Source organism: Streptomyces sp. NPDC127119 (assembly GCF_042677425.1).
Lineage (GTDB): Bacteria > Actinomycetota > Actinomycetes > Streptomycetales > Streptomycetaceae > Streptomyces.
The window spans coordinates 12,602-27,747 of sequence record NZ_JBHXTO010000066.1 but is presented as its reverse complement, the minus strand read 5'-3'; the positions used below and the strand labels follow the sequence as shown (position 1 = coordinate 27,747).

At 71.9% G+C, this 15,146-nt stretch carries 14 protein-coding genes; 6 read left to right on the top strand and 8 right to left on the bottom strand.

Annotation, left to right across the window (positions count from 1 at the left end):
• Positions 1-16 precede the first annotated feature (16 nt).
• Entirely contained in the window at positions 17-649 is a 633-nt protein-coding gene (locus tag ACFVH5_RS25420) for a class F sortase (protein ID WP_385836083.1), read from the bottom strand.
• Complete coding sequence (locus ACFVH5_RS25415; protein WP_385836082.1) at positions 646-1,044, bottom strand: sortase-dependent protein; 399 nt, start codon at positions 1,042-1,044, stop codon at positions 646-648. Before ACFVH5_RS25415 ends, ACFVH5_RS25420 begins: the two co-directional genes overlap by 4 nt.
• 337 nt (positions 1,045-1,381) lie before the next feature.
• On the opposite strand from ACFVH5_RS25415, the gene ACFVH5_RS25410 reads away from it, so the two are divergent.
• The gene (locus ACFVH5_RS25410; protein WP_385836080.1) at positions 1,382-2,470 is read left to right on the top strand and encodes a sensor histidine kinase; all 1,089 of its coding nucleotides are present in this window, start codon (positions 1,382-1,384) and stop codon (positions 2,468-2,470) included.
• Positions 2,471-2,564: 94 nt separating this feature from the next.
• Positions 2,565-3,563, top strand: a complete 999-nt coding sequence (locus tag ACFVH5_RS25405) for an aldo/keto reductase (RefSeq protein WP_385836078.1) — start codon at positions 2,565-2,567, stop codon at positions 3,561-3,563.
• A 24-nt stretch (positions 3,564-3,587) separates the two neighbouring features.
• On the opposite strand, the gene ACFVH5_RS25400 is transcribed toward ACFVH5_RS25405, so the two are convergent.
• On the bottom strand, positions 3,588-4,442 hold the full coding sequence (locus ACFVH5_RS25400; protein WP_385836076.1) for an alpha/beta fold hydrolase: 855 nt from the start codon (positions 4,440-4,442) through the stop codon (positions 3,588-3,590).
• A gap of 86 nt (positions 4,443-4,528) precedes the next feature.
• Here ACFVH5_RS25400 and ACFVH5_RS25395 point away from each other — a divergent pair, with 86 nt between their 5' ends.
• The 4 genes from ACFVH5_RS25395 (at position 4,529) to ACFVH5_RS25380 (ending at position 9,078) form a co-directional block, all read left to right on the top strand.
• Entirely contained in the window at positions 4,529-4,981 is a 453-nt protein-coding gene (locus tag ACFVH5_RS25395) for a GNAT family N-acetyltransferase (protein ID WP_385836074.1), read from the top strand.
• 265 nt (positions 4,982-5,246) lie between these two features.
• Entirely contained in the window at positions 5,247-5,735 is a 489-nt protein-coding gene (locus ACFVH5_RS25390) for a nucleoside deaminase (RefSeq protein ID WP_385836072.1), read from the top strand.
• Positions 5,728-6,711: an isopenicillin N synthase family dioxygenase gene (locus ACFVH5_RS25385; RefSeq protein ID WP_385836070.1), complete on the top strand. Its 984-nt coding sequence runs from the start codon at positions 5,728-5,730 to the stop codon at positions 6,709-6,711. The genes ACFVH5_RS25390 and ACFVH5_RS25385 overlap by 8 nt, the downstream gene beginning before the upstream one ends.
• Before the next feature lie 156 nt (positions 6,712-6,867).
• A complete protein-coding gene (locus ACFVH5_RS25380) occupies positions 6,868-9,078 on the top strand; it encodes a hypothetical protein (protein WP_385836068.1) in 2,211 nt (736 codons plus the stop codon).
• A gap of 16 nt (positions 9,079-9,094) precedes the next feature.
• Here the strand turns inward: ACFVH5_RS25380 and ccsB are convergent, their stop codons facing one another.
• The 5 genes from ccsB to ACFVH5_RS25355 are packed head-to-tail and all read right to left on the bottom strand — an operon-like array spanning position 9,095 to position 14,772.
• A complete protein-coding gene (ccsB, locus tag ACFVH5_RS25375) occupies positions 9,095-10,231 on the bottom strand; it encodes a c-type cytochrome biogenesis protein CcsB (RefSeq protein ID WP_384806165.1) in 1,137 nt (378 codons plus the stop codon).
• The gene (locus ACFVH5_RS25370; RefSeq protein WP_385836067.1) at positions 10,228-12,063 is read right to left on the bottom strand and encodes a cytochrome c biogenesis protein ResB; all 1,836 of its coding nucleotides are present in this window, start codon (positions 12,061-12,063) and stop codon (positions 10,228-10,230) included. Before ACFVH5_RS25370 ends, ccsB begins: the two co-directional genes overlap by 4 nt.
• 3 nt (positions 12,064-12,066) lie before the next feature.
• Complete coding sequence (locus ACFVH5_RS25365; RefSeq protein ID WP_384272260.1) at positions 12,067-12,834, bottom strand: cytochrome c biogenesis CcdA family protein; 768 nt, start codon at positions 12,832-12,834, stop codon at positions 12,067-12,069.
• 6 nt (positions 12,835-12,840) lie between these two features.
• Positions 12,841-13,464, bottom strand: coding sequence for a TlpA family protein disulfide reductase (locus ACFVH5_RS25360; protein WP_385836065.1), 624 nt, complete (start codon positions 13,462-13,464; stop codon positions 12,841-12,843).
• Positions 13,465-13,518: 54 nt separating this feature from the next.
• Positions 13,519-14,772 carry a hypothetical protein gene (locus ACFVH5_RS25355; RefSeq protein ID WP_385836063.1) on the bottom strand — a complete coding sequence of 418 codons (1,254 nt, stop codon included), beginning with the start codon at positions 14,770-14,772 and terminating at the stop codon, positions 13,519-13,521.
• Positions 14,773-15,146: the final 374 nt, after the last annotated feature.

Below are 15,146 nucleotides of genomic sequence, written 5' to 3'. Positions count from 1 at the left end.
CGTGCGGCGCGCCGGGTCAGGAGCTCCCGGGGCCGCTCGAACTCAGCTCCGCGAAGACGATCACGCTGTCGCGGTAGCCGTCACCGCTGCGCGGCCCACCGCACGTGATGAGCCGCAGCTCCGGCCGGCCCACGTCCCCGTACACGTCCTCCGTCGGGAACTCCGCCTGCGCGACCGTCCGTACGGCGCTGACGGTGAACTCCGCCGCCGTGCCGTTCTCCAGCCGCGCCTCGATCAGGTCGCCCCGCCGCAGCCGCTTGAGACCGAGGAAGACGCCGTCCCCGTACTTGCCGACCGTGACATGGCCGAGGATCACCGACGGGCCCTTCTGGCCGGGCGTCGGCGAGTGGCGGTACCAGCCCGCACGGTCGCCGGCCTCGATCGGAGGGACCTCCACGCTGCCGTCCGGGGCCAGCCCCAGCTTCATGACCGGCGTGTCGACCTCGATGGCCGGGATACGCAGCGCCACGGGCACCGAGCGCGCGAGGGCGCGCACGTTCTTGCCCGCGGACTTCGGGGGCGGTGACGAGTTCTCGTGGCCGAGGTCGGTGACGGCCCCGTCGCGTACACCGCCCCCTCCCCCGCCGCAGCCCACGAGCAGGGTGGCCATCGCCGCGGTGACGAAGGCGCGCCGGGACGACAGGGTCACGCCCCGGTCGCCCGTCGGCGGCGTACGACGTAGATCCCCGCGCCGCCCAGCGCGACCGCCGCGGCGGCGCCCCCGCCGATCAGACCGCGCTCGCCGCCGGACTGCGAACCGGTCGGCACCTCACCGGTGTCGGGCGCTCCGCTCGGTACGACGGAGACCTCGGCGTCCGAGGGCGCCTTGGACGGCGCCTGGGTCGGCGCGGCGCTCGGTTCGGCGCTCGGCGCTGTGGTCGGGGGCTTGCTCTCGGCCGGGGCCGGGGCCTTCGTCGGTTCGGTGCTCGGCTTCTCCGAGGCGGGGACGGGGGTCGGGGCCGTCGCGTCGGCGAACGCGGGCACCGTGCTCGCCAGCACGGCGGTGCACGCGAGTGCCAGGGCGCTGAGGACAGTTCGGCGCATGTGTGCTCTCTCTCATCGGTCCGTCCGCACGGTGGTACGGCGGACGGCTGCGTTGCGGATGGCGAGCGGAGAGACGAGGCAGCGGCGGACCGGGTTGTAAAGAGAAGGCAAAGTCCTCGAACGGGTACGGCACCGGCAAACACCGGCCCCACCGCGTACCACCTCGCCCTAGGCTTGGCCGGCATTCGGCAGGTCTGGCCGGGGCGCCCCGGGGACAGGGCGGCAGGGCGGCCGGGCGGGGAGGAGCGGAACGCGCGTGATCCGGGTTCAGGCAGCAGGGGACGACGAGGCACCGGTCCGACACCCCGTGAAGGCCCTGTCCGCCAGAGCCGCATCCGTGAGAGCCATACCGGCCGACGCGCTGCTCGCCGCCCTCGCGGCCGTGGACGTCGGGCTCCAGCTCGACCACTACACCCCGCTGGAACTCGCCCTCTCGGCCGCCGCCTGCGCGGCGCTCGTCGTGCGGCGGCGCTTCCCGCTGGCGGTGTTCCTGCTGTCGCTGCCCGCCGCGCTCTTCTCGTCGGTCGTCGTGGTGCCCCTGGCCGCCCTCTACACCCTGGCCGAACGCAGCCGGGACCGGCGGCTGCTCGTCGCCTGCGCCATCGCGTCGGCACTGGCGTCCGCGCTGCCGTGGCCGCTGTCGGAGTACGCCGAGGACGACCGCTTCTGGACGTTCGTGGACTTCGTCTATCTGCTGGCCACGGCCGCCGCGCCGGTCTTCCTGGGCCAGTTGGTGCAGGCCAGCCGTGATGCCGCCGACCGGCTGGCCGAGGTCGAGGAGGCACGGGAGCACGAACGCCGGCTGCACGCCCAGAGCGTCGTGGCCCGCGAACGGGCCCAGCTGGCGCGGGAGATGCACGACGTCGTCTCCCACCAGGTGAGCCTCATCGCGGTACGGGCCGGGGCCCTCCAGGTCGGCGCGAAGGACGCCGAGACGCGCGAGGCCGCCCGCGCGATCCGCGGGCTCAGCGTGACCACGCTCGACGAACTGCGGCACATGGTCGCGCTGTTACGTGCCTCGGGCGGCCGTACGGCCGAGGCGGCGCCGCAGCCGACCCTGGCCGATCTGCGGCAACTGATCGACACCAGCGGGATCGAGGTGACGCTGAAGGGCCAGCTGCCGTCCGGCATCGGGGCACCGGCCGAACGCGCGGTCTACCGGACCGTGCAGGAGGCCCTGACGAACGTACGCAAACACGCGCCCGGCGCCACCACGACGGTATGCCTGTGGCACGGCGGCGACGGACTGGGCGTCACCGTCGTCAACACCCCACCGACCCGCCCCGTACTGGAACTGCCCGGCTCCCGGGTCGGCTTGATAGGCCTCGCCGAACGAGCGGAAAACCTCGCGGGCACCTTCGAGTCAGGCCCCACACCGAACGGCGGCTACGGAGTACGCCTACACCTACCCACACCAACCGACTGAGCCGACTGAGCCGACGGCATCGGCTGAATGCATGGTGCCGGTCGGCACCGGCAGCGACAGAACCACTGGCATCGACGGAAGGCGGCACGGGCCGATGACGAGAGCCGACGAACTCGTACCACTGGGCCGCACGGGACTGCGGGTCAGCCGTCTCGGGCTGGGACTCGCCTCCCTCGGCGGGCTGTTCGAGCCGGTGTCCGACGAACAGGCGGCCCGCGTCCTGGACACCGCCTGGGACCTGGGCATACGGCTGTACGACACGGCCCCCGTGTACGGCTACGGGCGCTCGGAGACCCGTACCGGAGCCGCTCTCGCCGCTCGGCCACGGGACGCCTATGCGCTGTGCACCAAGGTCGGGCGGATCATCGAACCGGGAGGCCCCGACACCCAGCCGATCTGGGCGGACCCTCCGGCGGGCGTCGGTCCGCGGCTCGACTACTCGCGCTCCGGGGTGCTGCGCTCGGTCGAGGAGAGCCTGGAGCGGCTGGGGCTCGACCGGGTGGACGTCCTCCATGTGCACGACCCCGACGAGGACTTCGGCACCGCGGTCTCGCAGGCGTACGACGCACTGGCCGAACTGCGTGCCACGGGTGTCGTCGGCGCCGTCTCGATCGGCGTCAACCACGCGCCGGTGGCGGCCCGTTTCCTGCGGGAGGCCATGACGCCGGGCCCGGACTGTGTCCTGCTGGCCGGGCGTTACACCCTTCTCGACCGTTCCGGGCTCGACGAATTGCTGCCGCTGTGCACCGAGCGCGGGGTCGCTGTCATGGCCGCGGGCGTCTACCAGTCCGGCCTGCTGGCCGATCCCCGCCCGGGAGCACCCCACGGCTACGCCTCGGTCCCCGCCGAACTGGTCGCGCGCATCGCGGCGTTGAAAGAGGTGTGCGCGGACTTCGACGTGCCGCCGCTCGCGGCCGCCGTGCAGTTCCCGCTCGGGCACCCCGCCGTCACGAGTGTGGTCGTCGGCGCCCGCTCGGCCGACGAGGTCGCCCAGAACGTGCGGCTCTTCGACCACCCCGTTCCGGCGGACTTCTGGACCGCCCTGAAGACGACGGGCCTGCTCACCGAGGAGACCCCGACCCCCACCTCCTGAACCGGCGGATCCTCGCCAACAGCCCTAACCAGCGAAGAACTTGACGACGGTCCCCGCGAAGAAGGCCGGGTCGTCCACCCACGGGAAGTGTCCGGCGCCCGGCTGGACCACCGCCTCACCGCGGGGGAACAGGCCGGCGACCCCGGCGGCGACGCGTGGCAGCGGGCCGCCGTCCAGTTCCCCCGCGAGGACGAGGACGCGCGCGTCGAGCCCCGCGACGGCGGCCCGTACCCCGGCGGGATCGGCGAACGCTCCCTCGGAGGCGTACACGTCCGCCGCCGCGTCGTTGATCTGCGCCGCCTCGGCCGCCGCGTGCGCCCGGGCGGTGGTGGTCCAACTCCCGTAGAAGAAGGGGGTTCCGGCGTCGAAGTCGGCGTCGGTGGCGGACCCGTCCCAGATCCTCAGATACGCCGCGTGGGCGTCCTCGAACCACGGCTCGCCCCTGCGCAGGGCCGCCGCCTCCCGCCGCTGCTCCGCGGTGAAGTCCACCCCGAGCGCTCGGGCCCGCGCGGCGACGAGCGTCAGCGTGCGGACGCGCCGGGGACACCGGGCCGCGTACAGGATCGCGAGGTCGCCGCCCGCCGAGTGCGCGAGCAGGTCGATCCGGTCGAGGCCGAGGTGTTCGCGCAGGGCCTCCACGTCGTCGACCTGCCGGTCGCAGCGGTACGTCGCCGGGTCTGCCGGTGCCTGGGATTCGCCGGTGCCCCGCAGATCGAGCAGCACCAGCCGTCGGTGCGCCGACAGCCCGCCCAGGTCCCCGAGATACGCCGACGCCCGCATCGCCCCGCCCGGCAGACAGAGCAACGGCTCGCGCTCGCCCGCCACGCCCTCCTCGCGGTAGGCGAGCCGGGTGCCGTCGGGAGCCAGGAAGTCAGCCATGGCCTCATCCTCGTCGGGCCCCCGGAGGAGGGACAACGGTATTTACCCGGTTGACGGGTCGTCTGCCCGCGCGCTTGCCTGCTGTGATGAGCGATCTCCGTATCGAGCCCGTCGACGCCGTCTCCGAGGTGTCGCTGGAGGACTGGCGGCACGTCCACAACGTGATCGTCCCGCCGGCCGCGCTGTCCCCGGCCGAGGTCCGCGACCGGGCCGGGCGGTACCGGCTGGAGGTCGCGTACCTCGACGACGTGCTGGTCGGCTGCACGACGGTCCGGCCGCCGGAGGGTGAGGGGGCGACGGCCACCGTGATCGCCCGGGTGCTCCCCGGCCACCGTCGTCGGGGGGTCGGCGAGCGGCTCCACGTACGGGGGCTGGCGCTCGCCCGGGCACTCGGCGCCACGACGATCGAGACCGTCGTGCTGGCCGCCAACGCCGCGGGCCTGCGGTTCGCGCTGGCCCACGGGTACGTGGAGTCCGACCGCTACACCCTGCCGGGCGGGAACGACCTCTGGATCGACCTGCGGCTGAGTGGGGGCTGAGCGCGCAGTTCCCCGCGCCCCTCGGGGAGGGGCTACGCCCCGTCCCACCCAGAGGCGCGGGGAATCGCGCGGTCGTTTGTCATCGTCGTCAGGGACGCGGGGAACGACGGAGTCTTTCGCCTTCGCCTTCAGGGCGCGGGGAACAGCGCAGTCTTTTCGCCCTTGAGGGGCGCGGGGAACTGCGCGGCCCGCCCCCACCGGCCCGCGGGCGAACGGGGGCCGGCGTGAGGAGTGACCCGGGGGGCGATCGGGGAGAGTGGGTTTCATGAGCACCGACAGTGACGGTTTGGAAGACGTGGGGCGCTTCGACAGGACGCGGGCCCGCGCCTGGCTCGGGACCGCCGTCGAGGAGGCCAGGGCCGGTCTCGCCGAGGGCGGCATCCCGATCGGCGCCGCGCTGTACGCCGCGGACGGCACCCTCCTCGGCAGGGGCCGCAACCGTCGTGTCCAGGACGGCGACCCGTCCACGCACGCCGAGACGGCCGCCTTCCGCGACGCGGGACGGCAGCGCTCCTACCGCGGTACGACGATGGTGACCACCCTCTCGCCGTGCTGGTACTGCAGTGGTCTTGTCCGGCAGTTCGGGATCTCCCGGGTGGTCGTCGGGGAGGCCGAGACCTTCCACGGCGGACACGACTGGCTGGCGGAGCACGGCGTGGAGATCGTGCTCCTCGACGACGCCGAGTGCGTCACCCTGATGCGCGACTTCGTCGCGAAGAACCCCGCACTGTGGAACGAGGACATCGGTGAGTGACACCACAGCCCACGGGCGGCCCCGGGTGCCGACCGTCGATCTCGGTCCGTGGCTCTCCGGCGACCCCGAGGCCCGTACCCGGATCGCCCGGACGGTCGACAGCGCGCTCCAGAGCGCCGGATTCCTGCTGGTGACCGGTCACGGCGTCGACCCCGGCCTGCGGGTACGCGTCCGTGAGGCGGCCCGTGCCTTCTTCGTGCTGCCCGCCGAGGCCAAGGAGCCGTACGCGGTGCAGGTCGGCGGCCGGGGCTGGCTCGGTCCGGGTGCCGAGGCCAACGGTTACGCGGAGGGCACTCCGACCCCGCCCGACCTGAAGGAGTCGCTGAGCTTCGCGACGCACGAGCCCTTCGACGACCCGGAGACCGACGCGGAGTGGTGCGCGCCGAACGTCTGGCCGGCCGAGGCCCCCGGGCTCCGGGCCGTGTGCGAGGAGTACCTGGCACGGATGGCCGAGCTGGAGAACCATCTCCTCGCCCTGCTGGGTGAGGCGCTGGGCCTGGAGCCCGACTTCTTCACCCGGCACATGGACCACCCGACCTACGGCTTCAACATCAACTGGTACCCGGGCCGGGAGGTCGTCGGCGAGCCCGAGGAGGGCCAGTTCCGTATCGGCCCGCACACCGACTTCGGCACGGTCACCATCCTCGACCGGCAGGCCGGCAAGGGCGGGCTGCAGGTCTGGACGGACGACGGCGGCTGGGAGGACGCGCCCTTCGACCCGGCGGCGTTCACCATCAACATCGGTGATCTGATGGCCCGTTGGACCGGCGACCGCTGGCGCTCCGGTCGCCATCGCGTGCTGCCGCCGCCCGCCGACGAGCCCACCGAGGAGCTGATGTCCCTCGTCTACTTCGGCGAGTGCACGCCGGGGACCCGCGTCGAGTCGGTTCCGGCCCCGGTCGGCCGGGTGGCGTACGAACCCGTCGACTCCCATGTGTACCTGCGCTCGAAACTCGACTCGATCACCGTGAACTGAACCGGGCCCGGTCGGACTCCGCCGACGGCGCCGACATTTGCGTAAGCCCGCGGACATCAATCGATCCACTCCGAAGCAACGCCCCCTGACCGCCGCACGGTTGATACACCTCACCTCTACGAGAACCGGACCCGAGGGGTCCCAGGGGGAGATGCGGTGCGCAGAGGGCTGCACGGCCGAGGGGCGTTGTTCGACACGGAGCCGCCCGGCCTCGCTCCACGGCTCGTCGGCCTGCGGCCGTTCGAGCACGGGCCCAGTCCCTGCGAACACCCGAAGGACATCCCCTTCGTGGTGTTCGCCGGGGCCCGCGGGCTCGGCAAGAGCGCGGTGCTGGCGGAGCTGCGGGCCGCGTACGGGGGCCATACGCCCCTCGCGCTGATCGACTGCGAGACCGACCGGTTCGCGAGGCCTCCCGCGGGACGGCCGCACGAGGTCTGGTCGCCGGTGGCACAGGCGCTGGTGACGATCGCCGAGCAGCTCGCGGAGCCGGTGGCCGACGCGGGACGGATCCCGTTCCCCCGGCTCGCGGTGGGCCTGCTGGCCGTGGCGGCGGGCGGCTGGAACGACCGGAACGTGCCCCGCATCCGTCGGGAGGCCGAACGCATCCTGCTGCTGAACGACACGGGGTCCTGGGTCGGCGCACCCACGAGCCGCTGGGTCGGCCGGGTCTCGGCCCGCCTCACCGACCCGCTCACCGGCCCCCTGCCGGGTACGGGTCCGGTGGTCGAGCCGGTCGTCGAGGCCGCCCTGGAGACGTTCTCCGAGGGGGTCTCGCCCACGCACCGCCGGCTGCGCAAGGCCGCCGCCTGGTACCGGGACCACCCGAACGCCGACGGCAACCCCAAGCTCGGACTGCTTCTGCTCTCCGGCCGCTTCAGGGCGGGCGGCGACCCGCGCACCCACACCGAGGGCCATCTCGTACGGGCCCTGCTGGCCGATCTCGACGACGCGTACGGCGGTCCGCTGCCGCGCGGGAACCGGCCCGGACGCCCGGTGGTCCTCATCGACAACGCGCAGAGCGCGCCGGGCATCGGGCTGATCACAGCGGTGCTGCGGGACCGGGCCGACGGCATCGCCGACCGGGTGGTGTTCTTCGCCGGTCTGCGCGGCCACGGTCATCCGGCCCTGCGCAACGCGACCCGCAGCACCCTGTCCGAGCTGGTTCGCGCGAGCGGCTGGGAGCCCGGCGGCACGGCCTCGTCGCGGGCGCTGCTCGTCCCGCTGTCACCGCTGTCCCCCGACGACACCCCGCGCGTCGTCGAGGCGGCCTGCCGGGGCCTCGCCGTACCGTCCCGGCTGCCGCGCGCCGCCCACCGGCTGACGCGCGGCAGCCCGCTCGGTACGACGCTGTTCGCCGAGTCCGCCCGGCAGAACCTCCCCCGGGGCGCCGGCACACCCGGCGAACTGCTCACCGCGGACCTCGTACCGCAGGAGGCACACGAGGCCTACGGGGCACACGGGGTGTACGGGGCTCACGGGAAGCGTGGGGCGCGGGACGGCCGGCCCGCCTACCGCGAACTCCTCGACCGGCTCACGCCGGACGGCCACCGGGACGAGCTGGCGCTGCTGGCGGTGGCCCACGACCGGGAGTCGGCGTGCGCGCTGGCCGCGGCCCGGCTGCCCGGCGACTTCGGCGCGGTGGGGGTCCTGGCCCTGGAGGCGCGGCTCGCCGAGGAGGGCCTGCCCACGGTCCCCGGCCAGTTCGTCGGCGATCCGTTCCTGCGGGCGCTGCTGCTGCTCGGTCTGCACCGCAGGGATCCGGACCACGGCACCTGGGAGGCCGCCCACCGCACACTCGTCGCCCACTACACGGACATCCCGGCCGCGCCGGACGGCACGGGGGACGGCCCGAAGGACGGCCCGGGGCCGAAGGAGCAGCGGGTCCTCTACCGGCTCCACCACGAACTCGCCCTGGGCGCCGCCGAACCGGCCGTCACGTATCTGCGCGACGCCTTCCCCCGCCTCGACACGAAGGCGTGGCTGCGGGCGCTGGTCTTCCTCGCGTCGGCGCCGTACCACCCCGTGCCCGTCCCGGACGGCTTCGGCGGCGCCGCGTCCGACGCCCGCACCCGGGTCGCGCTCGGCCGCGTCGGCACCGGCCCGCCCCCGCCGCAGGGCGCGGACACCGCCCTGCACCTGCGGATACGCCGACTCCTGTACGGGGTCTGGCAGGTGACCGACCCGCTGGCGCTGCCGGACCCGGTCGTCGCCGAGCGGCTGCGGTCCGAACTGGAGCATCTGTCGAGGCTCCGGCCGACGGACGTGGAGCCGCTGCTGCGGGCCTCCGTGCACTGGCCCGAGGACGCCCTGTCCGGCCGCGCCCTGCGCCTCGGCCGGACCACGTCCGGTCCTGACGACAGGCTCTAGCCCCTGTCGTCAGGCCCTAGACCCCGGCGTAGGAGTGCTTGCCGGTGACGAAGATGTTCACTCCGTAGTAGTTGAACAGCCAGCAGGCGAAGGCGGCGAGCGCGATGTACGCGGCCTTGCGGCCCTTCCAGCCGGCGGTGGCACGGGCGTGCAGATAGCAGGCGTAGGCGACCCAGGTGATGAACGACCAGGTCTCCTTGGGGTCCCAGCCCCAGTAGCGGCCCCACGCGTCGCCCGCCCAGATGGCACCGGCGATGATCGTGAACGTCCACAGCGGGAAGACGGCGGCGTTCACGCGGTACGAGAACTTGTCGAGCGACGCCGAGGCGGGCAGCCGCTCCAGCACCGAGGTCGCGAAACGGCCGGGCCTGCCGCCGGTCGCGAGCTTGTTCTCGTACGAGTCCTTGAAGAGGTACAGGATCGTGCCGACCGCGCCCACGTAGAAGACCGCGCCGCAGAAGATCGCCGTGGAGACGTGGATGTACAGCCAGTACGAGTGGAGCGCGGGCACCAGCTGGTCGCTCGCCGTGTACAGGACGGTGACGGCGAGACCGAGGTCCAGGAGGACCGTGGTCACCAGGAAGAGGCCCATCCAGCGGACGTTCTTCTTCATCGCCAGCAGCGCGAGATACACACCGACGGCGACGGTGGAGAAGGTGATGTTGAACTCGTACATGTTGCCCCACGGCGCCCGCTGCACCGACAGGGCGCGGGCGAGCACACCGCCGAACGCGATGAGGAAGGCGAGCACGGTGAGGGAGATGGCGATCCGGCCGTACAGGTCGCCCTGCTCGTCACCGCCGTGCGCGCCGGGCCCGTCCGGCACGTCCCGCGCACCGGCCGCGGCCCGCGTGACGACCTGGGGCCGCTCCAGTACGGCGGTGCCGCCCGCGTTCTGCACGGTGACCGCCGGGGCGGCCGCCTTCTTGCCGGTCCGGTCGGCGGTCAGCGCGGCGGCCGTCCGGCCGACCTTGCTGCGGCTGCCGAGCAGCCATTCGGCGATGTACGCGAAGAAGGCCAGCGTGTAGACGGCCATCGCGGAGTAGATCAGCGTGTTGCTGACGTTCGCGAGGTGCTCGTTGGTCGCGGCGGCCAGGTCGGTCGCGGCGGCGAAGTCGGTTGCGGCGAGGTCGGTTGCGGCGGCGAGAGTCACTTCGTCTCAGCCCCTTCGGCAGGTACGGCGGGAGGTTCGGGGGTCTCGTTCCCGGGCTGGTCCGGGGTGTCGCTCTCGGGCTGGTCCGGGGTGTCGGGTGCGCCCGGCGCCAGGTCGTACAGATGGCCCGCCAGGACGCCCAGTTCCTCGGGGACCTTGGCGGACTCGCTGCGGCCGAGGCCCGCCATCTCGACGACCGTGACGCCGTCGGGGCCGGTCACGGCCCGCACCCACACCCGGCGGCGCTGGATGAAGAGGGAGGCGGCGAGGCCGAAGATGGCGCCGAAGGCACCGGCGAGGGCCCAGCCGGCCCCGGGCTGCCGGGTGACCTGGAAGTTCGCCCACTCCTTGACCCCCTTCTCGAAGGTGATCGAGCCGGCGCCGTTCGGGAGCTGCATGGTCTCGCCCGGCTTCAGGTTCTCCCGCAGCTGCTTGCCCTTGGAGTCCTTGAACTCCTTCATGTTCTTCTTTTCGAGCTGGTACACGCTCTGCGGCAGGCCCGCGTCGACGCCGAGGTCGCCGTGGTACGCCGCGAGGTTGAGCACCGGGTTCAGCAGCGCCGGGAACTGCGAGACCACCGCGGTGCCGTCGCCCCCGTACGCAGGGAGGAAGAACGCCTGGAAGCCGAGCTGCTCCTGCTTGCCCTTGGCGTCCTTGTAGCCGTCCATGACCTTGATCGCGCCGGTCGAGGTGACGTTCGAGTCGAGCGGCAGCAGCGGTACGGCCTGCTGGTAGACGATCTCGCCCTTGCCGTCCCGGACGGTGACGACGGGCGCGTAGCCGTGGGCGGTGAGGTAGACCTTCGAGTCGTCGATGTCGAGCGGCTCGTTGACCTTGACGGTCTTCTTCTGCTCCTTGCCGTCCGCGCCCACGCTGTAGTCGACCTTCGCCTGGTACGTGCGCGGCGTGCCCTTGTTGGGTCCCGTCTCCTCGTACGTGCCCTCGAAGTCCTCCAGTACGAAGCTGAAGGGCTCCAGGTCGTTCGTGTCGAAGAGGCTGCCGGACTTGAAGTCGTCGTACTGCGTGAGGGTGTTGGCGAAACCGTCGCCCTCGACGATCAGTTTGTTGCCCTCGGACTTGAAGAGCTGGCCCCAGGCGAAGGCGACCAGCATCACGATGAGCGCGATGTGGAAGGCGAGGTTGCCGACCTCGCGGAGGTAGCCCTTCTCGGCGGCGACCGCGTTCCCGTCGAGGTGCGCGCGGAAGCGCCGCTTCTTCAGGAGCTTCAGCGCCTCGTCCCTGACCTCCTCGGGCGCGGCCTCGGTCCGCCAGGTCGTGTACGCGGGCAGCCGGGTCAGCAGGCGCGGGGCGCGCGGCGGCCGGCCGCGCAGCTGGCCGACGAACTGCCAGGTACGGGGCACGATGCAGCCGATGAGCGAGATGAACAGCAGGATGTAGATCGCCGAGAACCACGCGGAGCTGTAGACGTGGAACAGCCCGAGCTTCTCGTAGACCGGCCCGATCGTGGTGTGCCGGGCCAGGAAGTCGGCGACCTTCGTCTCGTCGGTCCCGGACTGCGGGATCAGCGAGCCGGGGATCGCGCCGAGCGACAGCAGGAAGAGCAGGATCAGCGCGACCCGCATCGAGGTCAGCTGCCGCCAGATCCAGCGGGCCCAGCCGGTGGCCTCGCGGCCGGTCCAGGCGAGCCATCCCAGGGCGCCCGGCGTGCGCACGCCGCCGAAGGAGCCGGGCATGACCGTCTCCCGGGGCGCGGTGGACAGCTGGGCCCCGGCGGCACCGAGATCGCCGGCGTCGCGCGTGGCGGTGTCAGCCGTACCGTTCTCGTCGGTCCGGCCGTCGGTCCTCGCGTCGGTGTCCCGTGTCGCGCTCATGCGTCAGATCCCTACCGTGAAGCCGTTGGACCAGCCCTGCATCTGCTGCACGATGCCGTCCCAGGCGCCGGTCAGCAGGAGCAGACCGGTCGCGATCATCATTCCGCCGCCGATCCGCATGACCCACACGTAGTGGCGCTTGACCCAGCCGAAGGCGCCGAGCGCCTTGCGGAAGGCGACGGCGGCGACGACGAAGGGCACGCCCAGACCGACGCAGTACGCGACCGTCAGTATGGCCCCGCGACCGGCGCTCGCCTGGTCGGAGGAGAGCGCCAGCACGGAGGCGAGCGTCGGTCCGATGCAGGGTGTCCAGCCGATCCCGAAGAGCGCGCCGAGCAGCGGGGCCCCGACCAGACCGGCGACCGGCCGCTTGTGGAAGCGGAACTCGCGCTGGGTCAGCCAGGGCATCATCCCCAGGAAGAACACACCCATGAGGACCATGAGGACGCCGAGCACCTGGGACATCGTGTCCTTGTGCTCCTGCAGGGTCGAGCCGAAGTAGCCGAAGAGCGCCCCGCCGGAGACGAACACGAGGGTGAAGCCGAGGACGAACAGCGAGGCCCCGGCGACCATCCGGCCGCGTCGCGCGTCGGCCAGGTCGGTGCCGCTGACGCCGGTGACGTACGAGAGGTAGCCGGGTACGAGCGGCAGTACGCACGGGGAGAAGAAGGAGACGAGCCCGCCGAGCAGGGCGATCGGAATGGCGAGCACCAGCGCCCCGTCGAGGACGGTCCGGTTGAGGTCGGTGCCCGCGGCCACGAGAAGAGACACGAGCGGTCACTTCTCCGCGAGGATCGGCTTGAGCATCTTGCGCAGGTTGTCCTCGCTGAGCGCGGACAGCGACCGGGAGGCGACCTTGCCGTCCCGGTCGAGGACGAGCGTGGAGGGGATCGTCTGCGGGTTGAGCGTGCCCTTCTTGAAGCGGAGCATCAGCTTGCCCGTCGGGTCGTACAGACTCGGGTACTCGACGCCGTGCGCCTTCTCGAAGGCGAGGGCCGGGGTGGTGCTGGTGTCCCGGGTGTTGATGCCGACGAACTGCACGCCCTGGTCCTTGAGATCCTCGGAGACCTTGACGAAGTTCTTGGCCTCCAGACGGCAGGGGCCGCACCAGGAGCCCCAGACGTTCAGGACGACGATCTTGCCCTTGTAGTCGGCGACGTCGAGCTGCTTGCCGTCGATGGTCTCGCCGGACAGCTCGGGGGCCTGTGCGCGGCTGCCCTTGCCGACCGTGGCGATGCCGTCGGAGCCGGTGACGAAACCGGTGTCACCCGACCCGCCGGACTTGCCTCCGGATCCGCACGCGGACAGGAGCAGGGCCGCGGCGACGGCCGCTCCGGTGGCTACGGCGGCGCGGCTACGGGTCCGGTCGGTGCGCTGGACGGCACGGCTGGCGGCACTCATGTGAAAAGTTTCGCATGTCCGTTCCGAGGATCTTGCGCACCCCCCTCGCGGGGTTCAGGCGGCCTGGTCCTGACCGAGGAAGGCCTTCCAGCCACCGGTCGGTTCCTCCCCCACGCCCAGGGTCCGCAGCTTCTCCAGGACGGCCGCGTCCTGCGCGTCGAGCCAGTCCACGAACTGGCGGAACGACACCAGGCGTACGTCCTTCTTGCCCGCGATGTGCTTCAGCGCGTTCTCGACGGCGTCCATGTAGATGCCGCCGTTCCATTCCTCGAAGTGGTTGCCTATGAAGAAGGGCGCACGATTCGTCTCGTATGTACGCGTGAAGCCAGCTATGTACGATTCGGTCGCCTGCTTGCGCCAGGCCGGGTAGTTGGCGGGCGGAGCCTGGGTCGAGTTCACGGACTGGTTCGCGAGGATGTTGTAGTCCATGGAGAGGACCTCGAAGGTGTGCCCGGGGAAGGGCATCGCCTGGAGCGGCAGGTCCCAGACGCCCTCCTTCTTGCCCGGCCAGACCTGGGTGCCGCCGGGCGAGGAGGCGTCGTAGCGCCAGCCCAGCTCCCGGGCGGTGGGCAGCAGGTTGTCCTGGCCCTTCAGGCAGGGGGTGCGACCGCCGACGAGTTCCTTCTCGTAGTCGAAGGGCAGCGAGGGCACGTCCTTCTCGCTCCAGCCGGTGTTCGTACGCCACTCCTTGACGAACGCCTTCGCCTGGTCGATCTCGCTGCGCCACTGCGCCGGAGTCCAGTTCTCCACCGTGCCCGTGCCGCCGCAGAAGTGGCCGTTGAAGTGGGTGCCGATCTCATGGCCGTCGAGCCAGGCCCGCCGGACGTTCTTCAGCGTCGACTTGATGTGGTCGTCCGTCAGATAACCGATGTCGGACGCGCCCGGCGCGTTGTTCGGCGGAAGGTACTTGCGCTTTTTCGACTCGGGCAGGAGATAGAGCCCGGAGAGAAAGAACGTCATTCGCGCGTCGTGCTCTTCGGAGAGCTTCAAAAAGCGCTCGAAGAGACCGTTGCCGACATCTCCCGCGCCGTCCCAGGAAAAGACGACGAACTGCGGCGGGGTTTCACCGGGTTGAAGGGGCACGGGCTTCTCGGGCTGCTTGGGCTGCTTGCCGGTGAAAGAGGTGGAGCCGTCGCCGAGGGGGCGGGCGGGGCGGGCGCTGCCGCTGTCACCAGGCTTTCCGGAACCGCCGACGTGGTGGGAGCCGCCGCCGCCGAGAGCGGTGCCGCAGCCCGCGATCCCCATGGCCGCCGCGGCTGTGGCCCCGGCTCCGAGGCCCAGCATTCCCCTTCGGCTGATGTCGTGCATTTCCGTCCCCATTCGTCGTGCTCGGCGCCCAAGCAATCTGGACACGTAGTGAGAGGGCACGACGAAGAGGGGGGTTCCCCCGCACACTTAGATATTTCGGTGACTGTCCGATGGCGAAGTTGTGACGGGGGTCGGGGAACCGGGCGGCTCGCTGCACGGCGAGACGCGTTGTTCACCTGCGGGCCGGTGGGAGTTGACCGCGCAGTTCCCCGCGCCCCTGGGGGGTAGGTGGCGGGGCCGGATATTCACCTGCGGCCCGGTGGGGGCTGAGCGCGCCGTTCCCCGCGCCCCTTAAGGGCGGGCCGGTGGGGGCTGGGGCGCAGGCCCGCCCTTCAGGGGCGCGGGGAACTGCGCGGCCGACCCCCACCGGGCCC